The organism is Leptodesmis sp., assembly GCF_052746595.1.
On sequence record NZ_JBRAGO010000096.1, the window covers coordinates 1 to 16,639 of the forward strand.

Genomic DNA, 16,639 nt, shown 5'->3' on the forward strand with positions numbered 1-16,639 from the left:
CGATCTTGGGAAGCCCGCACCGTATGCAAAGCATTGGTGTCGGGAGGATGTCACTCCCCCTCTCCTATGTTTGGTATTATCTTTCAGACGTTACGGCAACTCAGATCTCTGCCCTCATTGCATTTGGTGTGCTGGGAGGAATTGTCGGCGTGTTTAGCACTCTCTAGCAAATGGGTCGTTTCTTCGACTCCATTCCCTGGTTTCAAGTTTGATGCTGGAAATTAAGCCCATAGGAACGGTAGTACGAGCGCTGCCACTTCACTAGCCTCTTCCTCATGCATACCCAATGTTCCCGACAGCCGAACAGATTGGATGTTGGGTAATGTTGCTAGGGCTTCCATTTCAGCTTTCGATTGGGGTGGTGATTGTTCGCCGATTACAACCAGAGTAGGCATGGTGAGCGATCGCCCCACGGTCAAAAACTCGTCTCGATCAGCTATCGGGTCCAGAGTTCCCGTCACAAAGGCGGCTGGGGTGAACCGTGCCCCCGGTTGCTGAGTAATCGGGTGCTTGGCTTCTATAAAGTCTGGGGTGAGCCGTGCCTGATTCACAAACACATGGCGACGATACATGAATCTGAGAGATCCAGGAGTCGTATTCAACCCGTAAAGGAATTGTCCCAGACCGGGCGATCGCACCAGTTCCCGCACTCCATCCCGTACAAGTATTGGCGCACCCATCGCACACAATGGTCTCTTCCAGGTAGGTGCTACCAGCGCCAGTTTTGAGACAAGGTTAGGCTGTTGAGCGGCTTGCATCGCGTATCCGGCGGCATGTCCGGCAGCGACAACGGCGATCGGTTGCTGGAAGTGGGCGCGAACAAAATCCTGGAGAAGTTGGCGGTAGAGGGCTGGTTGATAGTCCAATGAGGGGCGATCGGATTGCCCAAACCCTAACCAATCCATTGACACCACTTGAAAATGTGGGGCTAAATGTTCGGCAATCCCCTGCATTTCACCACGAGTGGAAACCGTGCTAAAGGCAGGCAGGAGCAAAACTGGTGTACCGCTACCGAGCGTTTCATAGGCGATCGCAAAGCTTTGATCCTGCCATTGCCACTGGAATGTTTGAATCGTCCCGCCAATTTGAGCCGCTTTCGGCATCAGTGTAGTTGTCACGGTTGCACCTCATACGTTGCTAAAAATAATGTTGCTATTATGGATTTGAAACGAATCATGCCAAACTCAGTTAAATACTCAGTCAAGCGCTACGCTTCAATAAAGCGCTGTTCTCCCTCGTTGGCGGTTACATTTTCGTATAACCCCTTGCCTCGGCGCACCAACTTTGTAAAGCCCATGCTCTTATAATCACTGTCTGACTTAGGGACAACAACCCCTCCAGGAGCTGTAATCAGCCGCTTGACTGGAGCCTTTGCGTCTGTCCCACCCAAATCGCATTGAGCGACTTCACATAACTCTCCCCAGGTATGAATGGTGCAGCTAATGGGATGCAACACTTCCAACACTTCATTGGTATCAAGGCAACGGTAAACATAAATTGGCATGGATTGAACCTCCGTTATATTTACTGACTATTCCTCATGTAAAACGCGAGTAGTCTATCAGTTCTTAACTTCCCTAGCCTCAGAACATGAAACTATCACCAAAAATATCCTCCCCAAGCCAGAGTTAAGGCGAACACGATCGCAGCAATCGCCTGCCTCACCACCAACCTCAGCACAAACTTGAAGGACTGTTCACGAGCGATCGTCAGTGCCGTCACCAGACAGGGTAACAGCACTCCGACTAGATAAACACCTGTGAGAATTTGCACAGGAGACAACAGGCTGACCGTATTAGGTTCAGCAAAGAGCAGGAGTCCGTCTTTACGAACTGATGCCAGAATCAGAGGCAATGCGGCTTCCGGTGGTAGGCGAAACAATCCCATTGCCGGATTAATCAACCGACTCAAACGATTCAAAACGCCCAGCCAGTCTAGGACAGAAGCAATCAACGTGATTACCAGAAAGATGGGAATGGCGTTGGTAAAGAACTGGCTCAGTGCTCCCTTTGTCTCACGCCAAATGGCTGACCATCGCGGCACTTCCAGAAACGTGCGACGCTCAATCATTAGACTGTTTTGGGGAGAACGAGCCAACTTGGGCGCAATCAGACGCGTATAAATCAATGTTGTAATAGTCAGGTAGACCAGGTAAGGCATCACCAGGTAGGGCAAGTTTGCGGCACTAAACACTCCCAGGGTGGCACCCAATTGATAGGAGCAAGCAGAACCAAAGGCGATCGCCGAAATACAGGTTTTGCGAGAACAACTGGAGCAGGCGCGAGTGCTGATCACGGCTGGCACATTGCATCCAAACCCCATGATTACCCTGACTAAATCCCGCCCTGATAAGCCAAATGGCCGCAATAAGGGATGTAAAGCAATGGTAATTCGTTCAACTAAACCACTGGCTTTGTAAGCACCCAGAAATAGCGCATAAAGAATAACCGTTGGCACTGCCCAGACAAACAGCAGCGGTCCCATTGTTACCAGACCATAGCGTCCAATCAAAATTTCCCTAGGTAGGGACGGTAAGCCAGAGAGAGCTTCCACAGTCGGGTTGACCAATCCCTGTATGAGTGGATCAACGATCGCAGCAAACGTATTGGCAAACCAGACCGCAAGAACAGCGGGTATCAGCAGCAGGGCGATCGCCAACAGCCAACCCAACCGGGGATGCTCCAGCAACGTTGGACGCGGTTCGATGCGCCATCCAGCAGGAATGGGATGCCATTGACTGGGAAAGACCGACGGTTTATGCATTGCCGCTAAAATTTCCTGTCGTTGCGCGGCAGTTAAATGCCTTGCATCCACTGGAATAAACGCCAAATTGGAAGTTTGTTCCCAGCGATGAACCGTCTGCTGTGTAAATGTTGATGGCAACACCTTATCCCAAAACGTGATGACAACAATTCCCTGCTTACCCGCGACTAAAGGTAATAGATCGGTTAAATCCTCATCCACATGGGTCGCCTTGACCACCAGCAACACCGTGTCATGGGTCTGCAATCGTTCTAGCGCGACTCGCGTCGTGGCAGTGTCGGAACGATATAAAATGCCAGGAGTATCGACAAAAGTAGCGCCATCTCCGGTATAGGTTTCACAGGTGACTGTAGAGCCACGAAAATTGCTGCTGTAGGGTGTGCGATGGGTCAGAGAGGCGACCAGTTGAGACTTTCCTGTGCTTTCTTTGCCAATTAAAACGATTGTGCGTTGAGTGGAAGCGGTAGAGGGAAACATGGGGGAGTGGGGAGTGGGGTTAACAGAGGTAGTCGTTGTCACAGCAGGAGAGATCGTCCAGAAACATCCCTTCCTGCCGGTAAACCTCAAGTGGCGTGGGGTCGATGCCAAGGCCTTGAGCGATCGCATTAGCAACAACGGCAAAACGCTGGCGAAACTTGTAGATAAAGCAGAAGATGACGTTGCCGTGACGCACCGAAGGACCCACTACAAATAATCCAGGAGTAATCGTAGATTCGTCCTCTTCAGTTAATCCGGCATAGCCTTCAGACCAGTTAAACAAATGAGCAATTTGTTTCAAACTGCCCTCAAATCCTGTACAGAGAATGGGCTGGGTGGGTGACACCCATTTGTTGTGTTCGCTAATGATAATCATTCTCATTGTAAGACATGGAGACCGAGAATCGTTAGCGCTTTTCCTTATCTCGGCTTGGCAGGAAATTGAGCGGGCGACTCTGAATTGCGATCGCCTGATTCCCGCACAGATTCAGATGTTAAAATTAACGTCAAGCGATGGAGCAGATTTTTATGGTGAGAAAGTCTAAAGGCTTCGGTGAAACTCTCAACCAATAACGGGCGGATAAAACCCATCAAAAAGGACTGAAGAAGTTGCAGCAGAAGGTTTAGAAAGGGCTTTTGGGTGAAAAATTTGCGGGTATGGTGACAAATCCGAAAGGCGAAGTCAAGATGTCTGAGGTTTTGGAGGAGTTTGTTGAACCTTATCTAGACTTCGCCCAGAATCGCAGTCAGCGGGAAAAGTTGTTCAGCATTGCCGTGATTGCCTAGAACTTAGCGATCATGCCAGAGAATGAGCGGCAACCCATGATTGACCAGTTGATCAAAGTGGGCTTGAAAGGGAATGACCCGTTGACTCAACAAGATACGCGGGAGATTATTGACAAACTCATTGCTCGAAAACAGAAATTCTTTGCCAAGAATAAGCGGTATATTGTTGATTTTCAACTGCAAGATACAGGCAAGCAATTTCACCTTTCGGTTGCATCCACGTTATCAAATCCCCTCGTTGCAAATTAGACTGATTGACTGAATTAATTCCCGCGATGGAGCAGAGACATTATGGCAAAGGTTTTCACCGGTCGGGTCGTGATTCCAGGTGACAAGATCAATGAGTACTTTGAGGCACTGCGACAGGCAGAGGCTACCATAGCACCGTTCCGTGAATCCTTGGAGGAACTGAATCGGGAATTTGTCGAGTACTTAGCCACAAAATATATTCATAAAACGGTTCGGAAGCATACGGGTATTGTGGATTCGCTTATCCATTTTGTTTGTCGTTATACAGATGTAGAGCAGCTTGAAGATATTACCAAAGGAATGGTGAACAGCCACTTTCGTAGTTGTTACAAGCGGAAGGTGATGGATTCGGCAACAGAAAGTGACTTACGGATTGCACTGAAAAAGTTTTTTCAGTTTTTGGCTACCGAAAAAGCCATGACTTATCAAAAAGTGCTAAATGCCTTGAAGTAGTCATCATGCAGCATCGGATTGACAAGCTCATTCAAGATGGTGAGACCCTTTCGGTATCTACAAAGCAGCACGCTCTGCCAAGAGTTGCACAAACGCTTGATGCATGGGGTCAGCAATTCCAGTTTGCAGCCCATTCAGCACCTCCGTCATCCTACCCTCCAATAAGGCTGGTACATTTAGCCACAATCCGGGAAACACGCTACTGCGAATCATGCCATCGGCATCCGGTTCAATGACAACAAATTCCTCTGATTGCAGCCGAAACCAACTAAAGCGATTCTCAAAGGTTTGCCAGACCAGATATTCCTGCACCCCATTGCGGCGATAGGCATTCTGCTTGGCTCCTAAATCGATCGCTGCACTACTTGTGGCAATTTCCGCCACTAATTCCGGTGCCCCTTCAATGTAGCCATCCTCACTAATCGTTGAGCTACCGCCAATTTCAATCCGCAGTAGGGCATCCGGCTGCGGTTCATTGTCTAAATCCAGCCGCGTAGTCGTGTTGTCAGCAGCACTTACTCCAGGAGTAGCCGTCCGATACACCCCTAACCAAGTGACCAAATCGGCATGGGGAACACCATGAAACGTTCTAACTGGAGATGCCACGTAAACCACTCCTTCAATTAATTCGGCTTTGAACTTTTCTGAGGTTGCTTCATAGCGGCGCTCAAACTCAGCACGAGTCAGGCGATCGCCACTCTCCAAGGGGGGAAGCGGAATGGAACGAGGAGGCTGTTGCAACACCATAATCAAGCTCTAGAGCAATGAAGGAGATAGCATCTATTTTAGTCAGTAAGTGCTTAACTTCCCGTAGACCAGACCAACAATTCGCCTCGTTGTCCGCCAGCGACTAAATGGTGTCCCGTCGGGTGCCATGCCAGACAGGAAAAGCCTGCTTCTGCTCCTTCCAATACTTGAGCCGCTTTCAGAGCGGCTTGCCACAGAATAATCCAGCCATCTTCGGACAGTGAGGCAAGCCATCCCGTTTTGGGTTGAAATGCCACCCACGTCCAGAACTGTCTCACTGTGCAGGTCTAACACCCAACTATCCCAACCTTCTGGGGATTGCATCCACATCGTCACCAGTTCACGAGTGGCAGCTGCTAAAATCGGTGGCAGGTCAACCGATGGCGGTAAATCTGCCCATGCTAACTGGCGAATTTTTCCAGGAAAGCCGCGCATGAGAGTTGGCAGGTCGTTTTCATCGGTTGGCTCACGCTGGAGGTGCTGTACCTTTGACCAGTCCAGCACTCCGATACTGTGGTCATAAATGGCACAAGCCAGCAAGGAACCATCGGGTGACCAGGCGATTGCCTACGGCGCGCTGCGCGAACGTGCTGGCGGGTGCAGTCAACTCCCATTGATAGCGAGCTGTACTCCAGTCCTGGCTATTCCAGATGTGGATGTTGCTTTTGATGGCGATCGCCAGGTGTTTTCCATCCGGCGACCAGCGAATATCTTGCGGACTGGCAATTCCGATCAAACAGGTCACAGTTTCCGCTTGATCCGCATTCCAAATCTGTACAGTTTTTCCTTGATTAAATGCCAGGTGATTACAGGTGGGATGCTAGACCAGGCGATCAACCCAAGAGCCACATTCCAATGTATCCGCAATTCTGGGCACATCTTCATGCGTCTGCCACAGCATCATGGTGCCATCCTGCCCACCTGCTGCTAACCATTTGCCATGGAATGAAAAGGCTAAGGCATCGATAGATTAACCTGTGGGCTGACATAACGACAGACTCACAAAATTCTTTAACAATCGCACTTCTCCCGACCCAGAGGCAGCAGCTAAGGTATTGCCCATCGGTGACCACGCGATTGCCGTCACATAATCCGACAACGTTTCTTTCGCACTTAACTCCAGAATGGATTTTAAAGTCATGGTGATGCCTCTTCAAGACCGATGCCAGCAGGTTTGTCCATCGGGTTGATCAATTAAAGCAATGCCCATTGCTTGCAATTCATTACGAATGCGATCGCTCTCGGCATAACGTTTTTCCTGACGTGCCTGTTGCCGTTGTTGCAGTAGAGATTCAATCCAACCGACATCAATGTCTGGTTCAGGGATGGAGGCTAGCTGAACGTCTAAACCCAAGATCTGCGCCAGGTGAGTCAGGGTTTGCAGACGCTGTTGTAACTGCCTATCGGTTAGCTCCGACAATCCTTGATAGCTGCGTAAATTGAACTCCCGCTTCAATGCCTTGGCGAGTTCAAACAGCACGGCTAATCCTGCTGCCGTATTCAAATCATCATTCATTGCTGTTTGAAAACGATTGACTGACTCAACATCCAGTTCACCGGGAATCGGCATCTGAGATGATAAATTCAATCGCTGCCAATCCAAGGTCAGTCCCTCTTTCAGCGTTTGCCAGCTATTTTCAGCGGCAACAATGGCATCTTTTGTAAAATCCAGTGGCTTACGGTAATGGGCTTGCAGCACAAATAGCCGAATTGCCATTGGGTCAACGGGTTGGGGATAGTCTGACCAGTTGCCCTCCAATAAATCTCTAATGGTGGTGAAATTGCCTAACGACTTCGACATTTTCTCACCATTCACTGTCACCATGCCGTTGTGCAACCAGTAGTGGGCGAGGGGTTTCCCGGTCAGTACTTCCGACTGAGCAATTTCGTTTTCGTGATGGGGAAAGACCAGATCACCTCCACCTCCATGGATATCGATCGTTTCTCCCAATCGAGCGCGGATCATGGCAGAGCATTCAATATGCCACCCCGGTCGCCCTTTTCCCCAAGGAGATTCCCAGGCAGGCTCACTTGGCTTTGTCGCTTTCCATAGAGCAAAATCAAATGGGTCTTGTTTTTTGAACTCTGGATCGTCGGGGTCAACTCGTCCCCCAGCACCAGCTTGCATCTGCTCTAACTGCCGTCCCGAAAGTTTGCCGTATTCTGCAAACTGTCGTACATTGTAATAGACATCGCCATCGACGACATAGGCATAGCCTTTCTCGATCAGTGCTTGAATCAGATGATGAATCGCTAGAATATGCTCGGTGACGCGGGGATACTCATCGGCATCCAGAATGTTGAGCCGTCGAATATCTCGGAAATAGGCAGCAATGTAGCGATCGCTCACCGCCTGCACGGTTGATCCTTCTGCCTGGGCGCGATTGAGAATCTTGTCGTCAATATCGGTGAAGTTCTGCACATAGCGCACCGAGTAGCCGCGCCATTGCAAATATCGTTGCACCACATCCCACACCATGTAGGAGCGAGCATGTCCCAGGTGGCAATCGTCATTACACCGTCACCCCGCAGCAATACATCGTCACCTGATCCGGATGGATGGGGGTGAACGGCTCCTTGCGGCGTGTCAAGGTGTTGTAGAGGGTGAGGCTCATAATGGAAAACTACTGCCAGGTTCAAAGTACGAACAAGACCTGTTTCCAGGTATTATTTAGAATGATGATCATTTTCATACTAGCATGGACATCCATACTATCCCTGCCCCACCAACTCCCTGGTCGCAGCGATTGGCTGAACCGACAATCGATCCCAGTGTTTACATCCACCCGCTGACCAATGTGATTGGGGATGTCCGCATTGGCGCACAGGTGCATATTGCGCCAGGGGTCTCGATTCGCGCTGATGAGGGAATGCCGTTTTACATCGGAGCCAATGTCAACATTCAGGATGGGGCAGTTATTCACGGGTTAGAGCAGGGGCGTGTCACTGGCGATGATGGTGACTCTTACTCGGTGTGGATTGGTGACAATGCCTCAATCACTCATATGGCGTTGATTCACGGTCCTGCCTATGTAGGCAAGGGGTGTTTTATTGGGTTCCGTTCCACTGTGTTTAATGCCCGCCTTGGGGATGGCTGTATTGTCATGTCCCATGCGTTAATTGAAAATGTGGAAGTTCCTGCAGGGAAATACATTGCCTCTGGTTCAGTGATTGTTCATCAGCAACAAGCTGATCGCTTACCTGATGTCCAGGAAGCCGATTCAGCGTTTGCCAGTCATGTCGTCAGCATCAATCAAAAACTGCGCCAGGGCTATCTCTGCGCTGAAGATCAGGTCTGCATCGCTGCCATTCGCAATGAACCGAACGGACACCCAACCGTTCAGCCTGCTTCTCGCAATGGACATCGCCCATCCTTACCTCTAGATGCTCAAGCGATCGTCTGGATTCGAGAAGTGTTAAGCCAGAAATCTTATATTGGCGTAGAACAAGCGGATACGCGGCGGTTTCGGACAAATTCCTGGTCAGATTGTGGCGTGATTAAGACAGCAAGCGAGGCAGAGGCAATCGCCAGATTAGAACAAATTCTACAGAAACATCCACATCAGTATGTGCGTCTGTTTAGCATCAATCCTGGAACTCGTCAGCGAGGTAGTGGTTTAGTAATTCAACAGCCATTGGAGAAGTGAAGCAGTCAAGCGGTAAAGGAGAGAAAAAGGAATAATCAATTCCCTCATTTCTCCCATTCTTATATTTCTCTATTCTTACCTCTCTATTACTTCGTTGTAAGTGGAACTGAATTAAAGAAACGGCTTCTCGCCCCTGTATGGCAGGCAACATCACCCACCTGCTCAATTTTTAAGAGAAGCGTATCGGCATCACAATCGTAGTACAACGCTTTGACTCTTTGAATATGCCCAGAGGTTGCCCCTTTATGCCACAATTCGCTAGGAGAACGGCTCCAGTAGTGGGCTTCTCCTGTTTCTAAGGTTTGCTGAATCGATTCACGGTTCATCCATGCCCATCATCAAGACGGTATTGTCCAGATAATCTTGGGCAATGACTGGAATCAAGCCCTGTTTGTTGAACTTAAGTTGTTCTATCCATAAAAAAGTTTGATTCATCATCATGGTTTAGTTAGACAATTATTCAGAGATTGAAGTAAAAATATGGCATCCAGTTTACGCCCAATCAACACCATTTGATTTTTGGGTGCAGTTGTCCACTCACTATCGTCGATCGTAAACCGTTTACCGCTGAGTTGGAATAAATGGCGCTTGGGACTTTCAGCAAAGTAGAGTACCCCTTTTGCCCGAAACACATTGTCAGGCAGTTGATAATCTAAAAACTGCTGGAACTTTTTGACGGATAGGGGGCGATCACTTTGAAATGAAATCGACATGAAGCCATCATTATTGAGATGTTGAGAATTGAGGGTGGGTGCTGCCAGAGTTTGAGTAGAAGAACCTGACTCCGCAAGATTAACATCTAAAATCAGGGACAAGGGCACTTTGCCATATTGGGAACGCAAGATTCTGGCCCCTGATTTAATCGAACCAATATGCCTTTCCAACTCATCCACGTCGGCTTCAGGCAGTAAATCAGTTTTATTAAATAAGATAATGTCACTGTAAGTAATCTGACTCATGGCAGCATCACTAAAATAGCGTGCGGGAGTAAAGGTTGAAACATCAACTACTGTCAGAATTGCATCAATTTGAGTATAGTCTCGCAGGTCAGTTCCTAAAAACGTCAGGGCGATCGGCAGAGGATCGGCAACTCCAGTTGTTTCCACAATTAAATACTCAATCCGATCGCGCCGTTCCAGCACCCGGTAGACTGCATCCGCTAAGTTGTCATTAATGGTGCAACAGATGCAGCCATTTGTCAGTTCAATCATGTCTTCATCAACAGCAATTAAGAACTGACTGTCGATATTAATGTCACCAAATTCATTCACTAAGACAGCTACTTTATAGGCTTCAAAGTTTTGCAGGATGTAGTTTAACAGCGTTGTTTTACCACTTCCTAAAAAGCCAGTGATGATGGTAACAGGGAGTTTGGTATCGGCGGTTGAGAGATTAGACATGGGGTAGGAAGTAGGGAGTAGGGAGGTGCAGGAATTAAGGTATTTATCCCCATTCCCCACTCCCCCATTTACGACTTAATGAAAAGATGGACGATGACGAATCAGATCCATAAATTCCTGACGGGTTCTGGCATCGTCGGCAAACACACCCTGCATGGAACTTGTCACTGTCCAGGAACCGGGTTTTTGTATACCCCGCATCACCATACACATGTGGGTCGCTTCCACCACAACGGCAACACCCTGCGGTTTGAGTAAGCCTTGTAGGGCATCGGCGATCTGTTGCGTCAGGCGTTCCTGGACTTGCAAACGACGGGCGTACATCTCGCAGATCCGGGCAATCTTGGATAAACCGATGACTTTGCCATTGGGAATATAGGCAACGTGGGCACGTCCTAAAATTGGCAGAATGTGATGTTCGCAGGAGCTAAACAGGTCAATATCTCGTACCAACACCATTTCATTGGTATCTTCGTGGAAGACGGCTCCATTCAGCAATTCATCTAGGGATTGGTGATAGCCAGAGGTGAGGAACTTGAGGGCTTTGACGACTCGTTTGGGAGTGTCACGCAACCCTTCGCGATCGGGGTCTTCACCTATGCCTAACAGGAGGGTACGAACCGCTTGCTGCATCTCTGCTTCAGAAACGACCGGCTTTGATTCTGTGATCACTGGTCGTGTACGGATTTCGTCAGGAGAAAAAGATAGTGTCATGGGTGGAATTGGGTTAGGAACATCAGTCGTAAGGATGAGGGGCATGGCACGCCTTGCCCCTCCCTCCAGCAGACAACTGCACTGCTGAAAGACTTGGGATCAGGCAAGGCAGGCGGTTAACTGTTGTCGCAGTTCGTCTGCATTCAGATTGCGCCCGATCAAAACCATCTGAGTTTTCGGCGGAGTCCGCCACTCTTCTCCTTGCAGGTCAAACCGGGGACCACTCAGTTGAAAGATATTGCGGAGATCACTCTCTGCGAACCAGAGAATCCCTTTAGCTCGAAATACCTCTTTGGGCAACTGTTCTTGCAGGAAGGTTTCGAACTTTTTCACGTCAAAGGGGCGATCGCTCTCAAAAGCAACGGACACAAAGCCATCATTGTCGAGGTGAGCAGAGTGGTGATGATGATGTTCGTGAGGGTGATGAGTATGATCGCGATAGTCATCATGAGCGTGGTGATCATGGTCATGATGATGCGCTTTGTGGGAGTGATCCTGCTGGGTTTGTTCGATCTCTTCCTGAATTAAATTGGCATAGGCTTCTGGGTTGTTATAGCCCACATCTAAAAGCAGTGGCAGCGGTACTTTTCCATGCTGACTGTGCAGGATTCTAGCACCTTCTTTGACGGTTCTAATATAAGCTTCCAGATTTTGGATTTGGTCTGGAGTTGCCAGATCAATCTTATTCAAAATCGTGACATCCCCGTAGGCAATCTGTTTGAATGCCGCTTCGCTATCGAAATGATCTGGCGTAAAGGTCTCAGAATCGACAACGGTGATGATCGAGTCTAGGCGAGTCATATCGCGCAACTCTGTGCCCAAAAACGTCAGAATGATAGGTAATGGATCGGCGACTCCGGTAGTTTCAATCACCATATAGTCAACCGCATCCTCTCGTTCAAGCACTCGATACACTGCATCCACTAATCCGTCATTGATGGTGCAGCAAATACAGCCATTACTCAGTTCCACCATGTCTTCATCCATCGACACGAGTAACTGACTGTCGATGTTAATATCACCAAATTCATTCACCAAGACCGCAACCTTTAAATCCTGGCGATTGTTCAAAATATGGTTGAGTAATGTGGTTTTACCACTGCCGAGAAATCCCGTGATAATCGTTACAGGCATTCCACGTTTGGGAATATCCAGGGTGCTGGAAGTGGGTAGAGTTGTTGTGTTAGTCATATCTAATTCCTCAAGTTAAATCGCAATGCATTCAACTAACTGTGCTTTAATTAACTCGGCATTTAAGTTTCGCCCGATGAACACCAACTGATTATGCTTTGGTAACTGCGATCGACTCTCTTTCAGAGACATTGCATGAACACTCTTTATATCGCATCGTTTACCACTCAGTTGCAAAATATGGCGCAGTTGGCTGCCCTGGAACCAGACATTTCCCTTGGCGCGGTAAACATCATAAGTCGAATGGGTGCTGGCGCAGTTGCTCTGGAAGCGATTCGCTTTCAAATGACACCGCTACAAACCCATCATTTTTTAGATGATGAGAATGTTTATGGTCATGATGCTCATGAGTCGGTTGGGATGAGTTGAGGTAGGTACTGGCATCATTAAATCCAATATTTAAGATTAGCGGCAGTGGCACCTCCCCATATTGCGTTGAGATGATTCGTGCGCCTGGCTTAATTGAGCGAATATAATCTTCCAACCCATCCACGATTTGAGGAGAAACCAGATCGGTCTTATTTAAGAGAATGATGTCCCCAAAGAGGATTTGGTTGAGTGCGGCTTCACTATCATAATGACTGGGTGTAAAGGACTCAGCATCTACGACTGTCAGTACTGAATCCAGTCGCGTCACATCTCGCAATTCTGTACCGACAAAGCTCAACATGATCGGCAAAGGATCAGCAATTCCGGTGGTTTCAACCACAATGTAATCAACTGATTCATGGCGATCGACCATTTTATACACGGTATCAACCAAGCTTTGATTGATGGTAAAACAAATACAGCCATTACCCAGTTGCACCATATTTTCATCCACAGAAACTAGCAGTTGTGAATCGATATCAATGTTGCCAAACTCATTCACAATTACAGCAATCTTCAACCCGTGGTGACTGTTCAGAATATGATTGAGCAGCGTGGTTTTGCCACTGTCCAAAAAGCGTGTGACGATGGTAACAGGTATAATGCGCTGAGGAACGCTCACCGATTCTGGACAAACCTGCATGACTGAATTGGACATAATGACTCCTTAAGTTCGCAAGCAAGTCGCAGCCAGATGATAGACCAGCGCTTTCTGTTGCATGGTTTGAAAGATATTGTAAAAACCATTGGCACGAGACGGAGTCAGGCTGATATCCAGCCCAGTTCGCTGAATGAAATCGGGCTTTAACTGGATGACTTCTGCGGGAGTCAACCCGCTCAATCCTTCAACCAACAGTCCCACTAATCCCTTGGTTAGTTGAGAGTCGGAATCACCCTGAAAGATCACCTTGCCCTGCTCCAAGCGGGCAGTCACATACACTTGAGAAACACAACCAGGCACCCGATGGGCTACCACCTTTTGCTCATCGGGAAATGGCGGCAGGCGCTTGGCAAAGTAAAGCAAGTACTCATAGCGCCGCTTCGGTTCCGAAATCTGGTGGAACCGCTGGACAATCTGCTCAAGGGAAGCAGGCAAAGGTTGGGAGACAGACGACATATCGATCTAGGAGTGAGCCATTCTATAAAATGATAATCATTCTCATAATACAGGATATTTGGCGCTTTGGACGGGGCTTGTGATTCACGGTTCCTCTATGGAGTGCGAAACCTGATGAGCAAACGACTCACCCGTTTCGAGAAGCGAGCTACATAACCCAGCGCTTTACAATCTTAATTTTCATAATCTTTTCATTTTCTAGCCCTTCTGCTATGCTCTGAAAAATGAAAGGATTATGAAATATAATCATGAAAAACAAGTTTAGCCGTACTTGGCAGTCCACTGTGACGCAAGGCTCCTTCACTGTACTATCCGGGTTGCTGCTCGGACTCTGGTTGGGCGGATGTACTCCCCAAGCTGCACCACCGCAGCAGGATACAGCCGCCAACTCACAGCCAACGACGAATCCGGCTCAGAACGAGAAAAAGGTGGTTTTGACCACCTTCACCGTGCTAGCAGATATGGCGCAGAACGTGGCGGTAGACAAGGCGATCGTGGAATCCATCACTAAACTAGGGGCTGAGATCCGCGGGTACGAACCTACACCCAGCGACCTGGAACGAGGGCAAAATGCCGATCTGATTTTGGACAATGGCTTGAACCTAGAGCGCTAGGCAACTCGACTCTACAACAGTTTGCCGAAAGTAACCCACTTGACCTTGACTGAGGGAATTCAACCCGTCAACATTGCCGAGGATGCCTATCAAGGCAAGCCCAATCCCCATGCCTGGATGTCCCCCAAAAATGCGTTGATCTACGTTGAAAATATTCGCAAGGCGCTGGTCAATCTCGATCCGGCAAACGCGCCAACTTATGACGCAAATGCCAAAGCCTACAGTCAGCAGATTCAGGCGATCGATAACAAGCTGAGGCAAGCGATCGCCGCCATTCCTCCTGAAAAACGCTATCTGGTGAGTTGTGAAGGGGCATTTTCCTATCTGGCTCGTGACTATGGCTTGAAGGAAGTTTACATCTGGCCCGTCAATGCCGAACAGCAAGCCACGCCGCAACAGGTAGAACGGGTGATTAACACAGTGAAGGCAAATCAGATTCCGACCGTGTTTTGTGAGAGTACGGTCAGCAACGGGGCACAGCTTCAGGTAGCAAAGGAAACTGGCGCAAACTATGGCGGTGTGCTTTATGTAGATTCCCTGTCTCCCGCCGATGGTCCCACACCGACCTATCTGAAGCTATTGGAATATAACGTCAACACTTTAATCAAGGGCTTAGGCAGCTAGAGAAAACCTATGGATGCAATCAGCATTGACATTGAAAATGTGACCGTTGCCTATCATGGCAAAGTGGCATTGCACAGCGCCTCGCTGCAACTCAAAGCAGGAACCATTTGTGGATTGGTGGGGATGAATGGAGCTGTCGCCACATTCTGCGATCAGGTAGTGCTGATCAATCGCAGTATTTTGGCATACGGCGACACCTCTGAGGTCTTTACCGAAGAAAATCTTTCCCGCACCTTTGGCGGTTCGGTTGGTGATTTCTCATTTACCAAAAGTCGGTTCACACAGAGTAATCAGGAGGAGCAGTAATGGACTTGGTTCAGTGGTTCACCGCACCCTTGCAGCACGAATTTATGGTCAAAGCAATTTTCGTCAGTGCGTCGGTGGGATTAGTGTGTTCTGCCCTGTCTTGCTACATGACGTTGAAGGGATGGGCATTGATGGGCGATGCTGTTTCCCATGCGGTACTGCCAGGAGTGGTGATTGCTTATGTGATGAATATTCCCTTTGCAATCGGTGCATTTGTGTTTGGAGTGGGTTCTGTCATCGCGATCTAGTTTATCAAATCCAAAACTCACGTCAAAGAAGATACGGTGATTGGCTTAGTATTTATAGGTTTCTTTGAGCTAGGTATTGTGCTGATTTCTAAAGTGACAAGCACAGTTGATCTAACACATACTCTGTTTAGCAATGTCTTAGGAATCTCCGATACAGATATTATGCAAACTGTAATTATCAGTGTCATAACCTTGGTAACATTGTTGATTTTGCGTAAAGATTTAATTCTATTTTGCTTTGACTCAACTCACGCTCGTCCAATTGAGATCAACATTAGTTTTCTCTACTATGTCCTTTTTTCTTTGCTGTCGCTGACTGCGGTTGCTAGACTTCAGACTTTAGGCATTGTTTTAGCGGTTGCCATGTTGGTAACTCCAGGAGCAACAGCCTATTTATTGAGCGATCGCTTTGACCGGATGATGCTGATTGCAATGGCTTCAGGTATATTCTCCAACGTGATGGGCACCTACATCAGCTATCACGTTGATGGTTCAACGGGTGGCTGTATTGTGGTGCTGCAAACGCTGCTATTTGTGATCGCGATGATTTTTGCACCCAAACATGGATTGTTGGTGAGATCGAGGAGCAACAACTGAACTATGAAACAAGGTCAGCACTTTAGAAAATGGCACCGTACCATTGCTTCATTTGTTCTATTACAGCTGTGCATTACGGCGTCTACAGGAGTTGCTTATCGCCTTTCCAAAGATTGATTCGGGTTATCTCGCAGTCAAGTTCATATGTTGATGAGCTTGCACGAAGGAGAATATCTGGGACATCAGTTAGAGCCAGTTTATGTGCTGCTGAATGGTTTGGGCTTGCTCTGGATGTTGGGGACAGGGGGAGCTATGTTATTTCAAAATCTTAAGTATTTTCATCAATAGTTCGGACAGTTTTTACAGAGAAAAACAAGATTCTAGACAAAAAACTACC

23 protein-coding genes and 2 pseudogenes are annotated in these 16,639 nt (G+C 48.1%); 8 read left to right on the top strand and 17 right to left on the bottom strand.

Translation table 11 applies throughout. The features are described 5' to 3' along the window. Positions 1 to 221: 221 nt before the first annotated feature. The 4 genes from ACUVQO_RS18075 to ACUVQO_RS18090 all read right to left on the bottom strand — a co-directional run bounded on the left by ACUVQO_RS18075 (position 222) and on the right by ACUVQO_RS18090 (position 3,616). On the bottom strand, positions 222 to 1,118 hold the full coding sequence (locus tag ACUVQO_RS18075; RefSeq protein WP_445927228.1) for an alpha/beta fold hydrolase: 897 nt from the start codon (positions 1,116 to 1,118) through the stop codon (positions 222 to 224). Between the two features lie 89 nt (positions 1,119 to 1,207). Then, complete coding sequence (locus ACUVQO_RS18080) at positions 1,208 to 1,504, bottom strand: hypothetical protein (RefSeq protein WP_445927229.1); 297 nt, start codon at positions 1,502 to 1,504, stop codon at positions 1,208 to 1,210. 95 nt (positions 1,505 to 1,599) lie between these two features. Further along, a complete protein-coding gene (locus tag ACUVQO_RS18085; protein ID WP_445927230.1) occupies positions 1,600 to 3,282 on the bottom strand; it encodes a nucleoside recognition domain-containing protein in 1,683 nt (560 codons plus the stop codon). After that, positions 3,260 to 3,616 carry an NAD(P)-binding domain-containing protein gene (locus ACUVQO_RS18090; protein WP_445927231.1) on the bottom strand — a complete coding sequence of 119 codons (357 nt, stop codon included), beginning with the start codon at positions 3,614 to 3,616 and terminating at the stop codon, positions 3,260 to 3,262. Before ACUVQO_RS18090 ends, ACUVQO_RS18085 begins: the two co-directional genes overlap by 23 nt. A gap of 260 nt (positions 3,617 to 3,876) precedes the next feature. Between ACUVQO_RS18090 and ACUVQO_RS18095 the strand changes: the two genes are divergently transcribed. Genes ACUVQO_RS18095 through ACUVQO_RS18105 form a run of 3 tightly spaced genes read left to right on the top strand, consistent with a single transcriptional unit; the run spans position 3,877 to position 4,728 of the window. Further along, positions 3,877 to 4,026: a hypothetical protein gene (locus ACUVQO_RS18095; protein ID WP_445927232.1), complete on the top strand. Its 150-nt coding sequence runs from the start codon at positions 3,877 to 3,879 to the stop codon at positions 4,024 to 4,026. A gap of 12 nt (positions 4,027 to 4,038) precedes the next feature. Continuing rightward, complete coding sequence (locus ACUVQO_RS18100; RefSeq protein ID WP_445927233.1) at positions 4,039 to 4,275, top strand: hypothetical protein; 237 nt, start codon at positions 4,039 to 4,041, stop codon at positions 4,273 to 4,275. A 42-nt stretch (positions 4,276 to 4,317) separates the two neighbouring features. Continuing rightward, the gene (locus tag ACUVQO_RS18105; RefSeq protein ID WP_445927234.1) at positions 4,318 to 4,728 is read left to right on the top strand and encodes a site-specific integrase; all 411 of its coding nucleotides are present in this window, start codon (positions 4,318 to 4,320) and stop codon (positions 4,726 to 4,728) included. 57 nt (positions 4,729 to 4,785) lie between these two features. Here ACUVQO_RS18105 and ACUVQO_RS18110 read toward each other — a convergent pair whose 3' ends face one another. From ACUVQO_RS18110 to cysS, 5 genes are all read right to left on the bottom strand, one after another. Next, entirely contained in the window at positions 4,786 to 5,475 is a 690-nt protein-coding gene (locus ACUVQO_RS18110) for a Uma2 family endonuclease (protein WP_445927235.1), read from the bottom strand. 53 nt (positions 5,476 to 5,528) lie between these two features. Continuing rightward, positions 5,529 to 5,732, bottom strand: coding sequence for a hypothetical protein (locus ACUVQO_RS18115; protein ID WP_445927236.1), 204 nt, complete (start codon positions 5,730 to 5,732; stop codon positions 5,529 to 5,531). A 563-nt stretch (positions 5,733 to 6,295) separates the two neighbouring features. Beyond that, positions 6,296 to 6,442, bottom strand: coding sequence for a WD40 repeat domain-containing protein (locus ACUVQO_RS18120; RefSeq protein ID WP_445927250.1), 147 nt, complete (start codon positions 6,440 to 6,442; stop codon positions 6,296 to 6,298). A 3-nt stretch (positions 6,443 to 6,445) separates the two neighbouring features. Beyond that, positions 6,446 to 6,616: a WD40 repeat domain-containing protein gene (locus ACUVQO_RS18125; protein ID WP_445927237.1), complete on the bottom strand. Its 171-nt coding sequence runs from the start codon at positions 6,614 to 6,616 to the stop codon at positions 6,446 to 6,448. A gap of 12 nt (positions 6,617 to 6,628) precedes the next feature. Next, on the bottom strand, positions 6,629 to 7,942 hold the full coding sequence (gene cysS / locus ACUVQO_RS18130) for a cysteine--tRNA ligase (RefSeq protein WP_445927238.1): 1,314 nt from the start codon (positions 7,940 to 7,942) through the stop codon (positions 6,629 to 6,631). Between the two features lie 232 nt (positions 7,943 to 8,174). On the opposite strand from cysS, the gene ACUVQO_RS18135 reads away from it, so the two are divergent. After that, positions 8,175 to 9,122, top strand: coding sequence for a ribulose bisphosphate carboxylase small subunit (locus tag ACUVQO_RS18135; protein WP_445927239.1), 948 nt, complete (start codon positions 8,175 to 8,177; stop codon positions 9,120 to 9,122). Between the two features lie 86 nt (positions 9,123 to 9,208). Here the strand turns inward: ACUVQO_RS18135 and ACUVQO_RS18140 are convergent, their stop codons facing one another. From ACUVQO_RS18140 to ACUVQO_RS18175, 8 genes are all read right to left on the bottom strand, one after another. Continuing rightward, entirely contained in the window at positions 9,209 to 9,448 is a 240-nt protein-coding gene (locus ACUVQO_RS18140; protein ID WP_445927240.1) for a phosphoribosyl-AMP cyclohydrolase, read from the bottom strand. Next, positions 9,438 to 9,563: a hypothetical protein gene (locus ACUVQO_RS18145; protein WP_445927241.1), complete on the bottom strand. Its 126-nt coding sequence runs from the start codon at positions 9,561 to 9,563 to the stop codon at positions 9,438 to 9,440. Before ACUVQO_RS18145 ends, ACUVQO_RS18140 begins: the two co-directional genes overlap by 11 nt. Further along, positions 9,560 to 10,522 (bottom strand): CobW family GTP-binding protein, encoded by a 963-nt coding sequence (locus tag ACUVQO_RS18150; RefSeq protein WP_445927242.1) that lies wholly within the window; start codon positions 10,520 to 10,522, stop codon positions 9,560 to 9,562. Before ACUVQO_RS18150 ends, ACUVQO_RS18145 begins: the two co-directional genes overlap by 4 nt. 75 nt (positions 10,523 to 10,597) lie before the next feature. Further along, positions 10,598 to 11,236 (bottom strand): GTP cyclohydrolase I FolE, encoded by a 639-nt coding sequence (folE, locus tag ACUVQO_RS18155; RefSeq protein WP_445927243.1) that lies wholly within the window; start codon positions 11,234 to 11,236, stop codon positions 10,598 to 10,600. A 99-nt stretch (positions 11,237 to 11,335) separates the two neighbouring features. Continuing rightward, on the bottom strand, positions 11,336 to 12,427 hold the full coding sequence (locus ACUVQO_RS18160) for a CobW family GTP-binding protein (protein ID WP_445927244.1): 1,092 nt from the start codon (positions 12,425 to 12,427) through the stop codon (positions 11,336 to 11,338). A gap of 15 nt (positions 12,428 to 12,442) precedes the next feature. Then, on the bottom strand, positions 12,443 to 12,712 hold the full coding sequence (locus ACUVQO_RS18165) for a CobW C-terminal domain-containing protein (RefSeq protein ID WP_445927245.1): 270 nt from the start codon (positions 12,710 to 12,712) through the stop codon (positions 12,443 to 12,445). Next, complete coding sequence (locus tag ACUVQO_RS18170) at positions 12,660 to 13,454, bottom strand: CobW family GTP-binding protein (protein WP_445927246.1); 795 nt, start codon at positions 13,452 to 13,454, stop codon at positions 12,660 to 12,662. Before ACUVQO_RS18170 ends, ACUVQO_RS18165 begins: the two co-directional genes overlap by 53 nt. 9 nt (positions 13,455 to 13,463) lie before the next feature. Then, entirely contained in the window at positions 13,464 to 13,913 is a 450-nt protein-coding gene (locus ACUVQO_RS18175) for a SufE family protein (RefSeq protein WP_445927247.1), read from the bottom strand. Between the two features lie 248 nt (positions 13,914 to 14,161). Between ACUVQO_RS18175 and ACUVQO_RS18180 the strand changes: the two are divergent. The 4 genes and pseudogenes from ACUVQO_RS18180 to ACUVQO_RS18195 all read left to right on the top strand — a co-directional run bounded on the left by ACUVQO_RS18180 (position 14,162) and on the right by ACUVQO_RS18195 (position 16,590). Beyond that, positions 14,162 to 15,151 (top strand): annotated as a pseudogene (locus tag ACUVQO_RS18180) (metal ABC transporter substrate-binding protein). Between the two features lie 9 nt (positions 15,152 to 15,160). Beyond that, entirely contained in the window at positions 15,161 to 15,457 is a 297-nt protein-coding gene (locus ACUVQO_RS18185) for a hypothetical protein (RefSeq protein WP_445927248.1), read from the top strand. A gap of 44 nt (positions 15,458 to 15,501) precedes the next feature. Then, a pseudogene (locus ACUVQO_RS18190) lies at positions 15,502 to 16,302 on the top strand (metal ABC transporter permease). 144 nt (positions 16,303 to 16,446) lie between these two features. Beyond that, positions 16,447 to 16,590 carry a hypothetical protein gene (locus ACUVQO_RS18195; protein ID WP_445927249.1) on the top strand — a complete coding sequence of 48 codons (144 nt, stop codon included), beginning with the start codon at positions 16,447 to 16,449 and terminating at the stop codon, positions 16,588 to 16,590. Positions 16,591 to 16,639 lie beyond the last annotated feature (49 nt).

Bases quoted from the DNA above. Each gene is read 5' to 3' on its own strand.
- ACUVQO_RS18170 (WP_445927246.1), bottom strand. From the start codon at position 13,454: ATGTCCAATTCAGTCATGCAGGTTTGTCCAGAATCGGTGAGCGTTCCT.
- ACUVQO_RS18105 (WP_445927234.1), top strand. From the start codon at position 4,318: ATGGCAAAGGTTTTCACCGGTCGGGTCGTGATTCCAGGTGACAAGATC.
- folE (WP_445927243.1), bottom strand. From the start codon at position 11,236: ATGACACTATCTTTTTCTCCTGACGAAATCCGTACACGACCAGTGATC.
- ACUVQO_RS18125 (WP_445927237.1), bottom strand. From the start codon at position 6,616: ATGACTTTAAAATCCATTCTGGAGTTAAGTGCGAAAGAAACGTTGTCG.
- ACUVQO_RS18195 (WP_445927249.1), top strand. From the start codon at position 16,447: ATGTTGATGAGCTTGCACGAAGGAGAATATCTGGGACATCAGTTAGAG.
- ACUVQO_RS18080 (WP_445927229.1), bottom strand. From the start codon at position 1,504: ATGCCAATTTATGTTTACCGTTGCCTTGATACCAATGAAGTGTTGGAA.
- ACUVQO_RS18150 (WP_445927242.1), bottom strand. From the start codon at position 10,522: ATGTCTAATCTCTCAACCGCCGATACCAAACTCCCTGTTACCATCATC.
- ACUVQO_RS18175 (WP_445927247.1), bottom strand. From the start codon at position 13,913: ATGTCGTCTGTCTCCCAACCTTTGCCTGCTTCCCTTGAGCAGATTGTC.
- ACUVQO_RS18135 (WP_445927239.1), top strand. From the start codon at position 8,175: ATGGACATCCATACTATCCCTGCCCCACCAACTCCCTGGTCGCAGCGA.
- ACUVQO_RS18090 (WP_445927231.1), bottom strand. From the start codon at position 3,616: ATGATTATCATTAGCGAACACAACAAATGGGTGTCACCCACCCAGCCC.
- ACUVQO_RS18110 (WP_445927235.1), bottom strand. From the start codon at position 5,475: ATGGTGTTGCAACAGCCTCCTCGTTCCATTCCGCTTCCCCCCTTGGAG.
- ACUVQO_RS18100 (WP_445927233.1), top strand. From the start codon at position 4,039: ATGCCAGAGAATGAGCGGCAACCCATGATTGACCAGTTGATCAAAGTG.
- ACUVQO_RS18140 (WP_445927240.1), bottom strand. From the start codon at position 9,448: ATGAACCGTGAATCGATTCAGCAAACCTTAGAAACAGGAGAAGCCCAC.
- ACUVQO_RS18185 (WP_445927248.1), top strand. From the start codon at position 15,161: ATGGATGCAATCAGCATTGACATTGAAAATGTGACCGTTGCCTATCAT.
- ACUVQO_RS18145 (WP_445927241.1), bottom strand. From the start codon at position 9,563: ATGATGATGAATCAAACTTTTTTATGGATAGAACAACTTAAGTTCAAC.
- ACUVQO_RS18160 (WP_445927244.1), bottom strand. From the start codon at position 12,427: ATGACTAACACAACAACTCTACCCACTTCCAGCACCCTGGATATTCCC.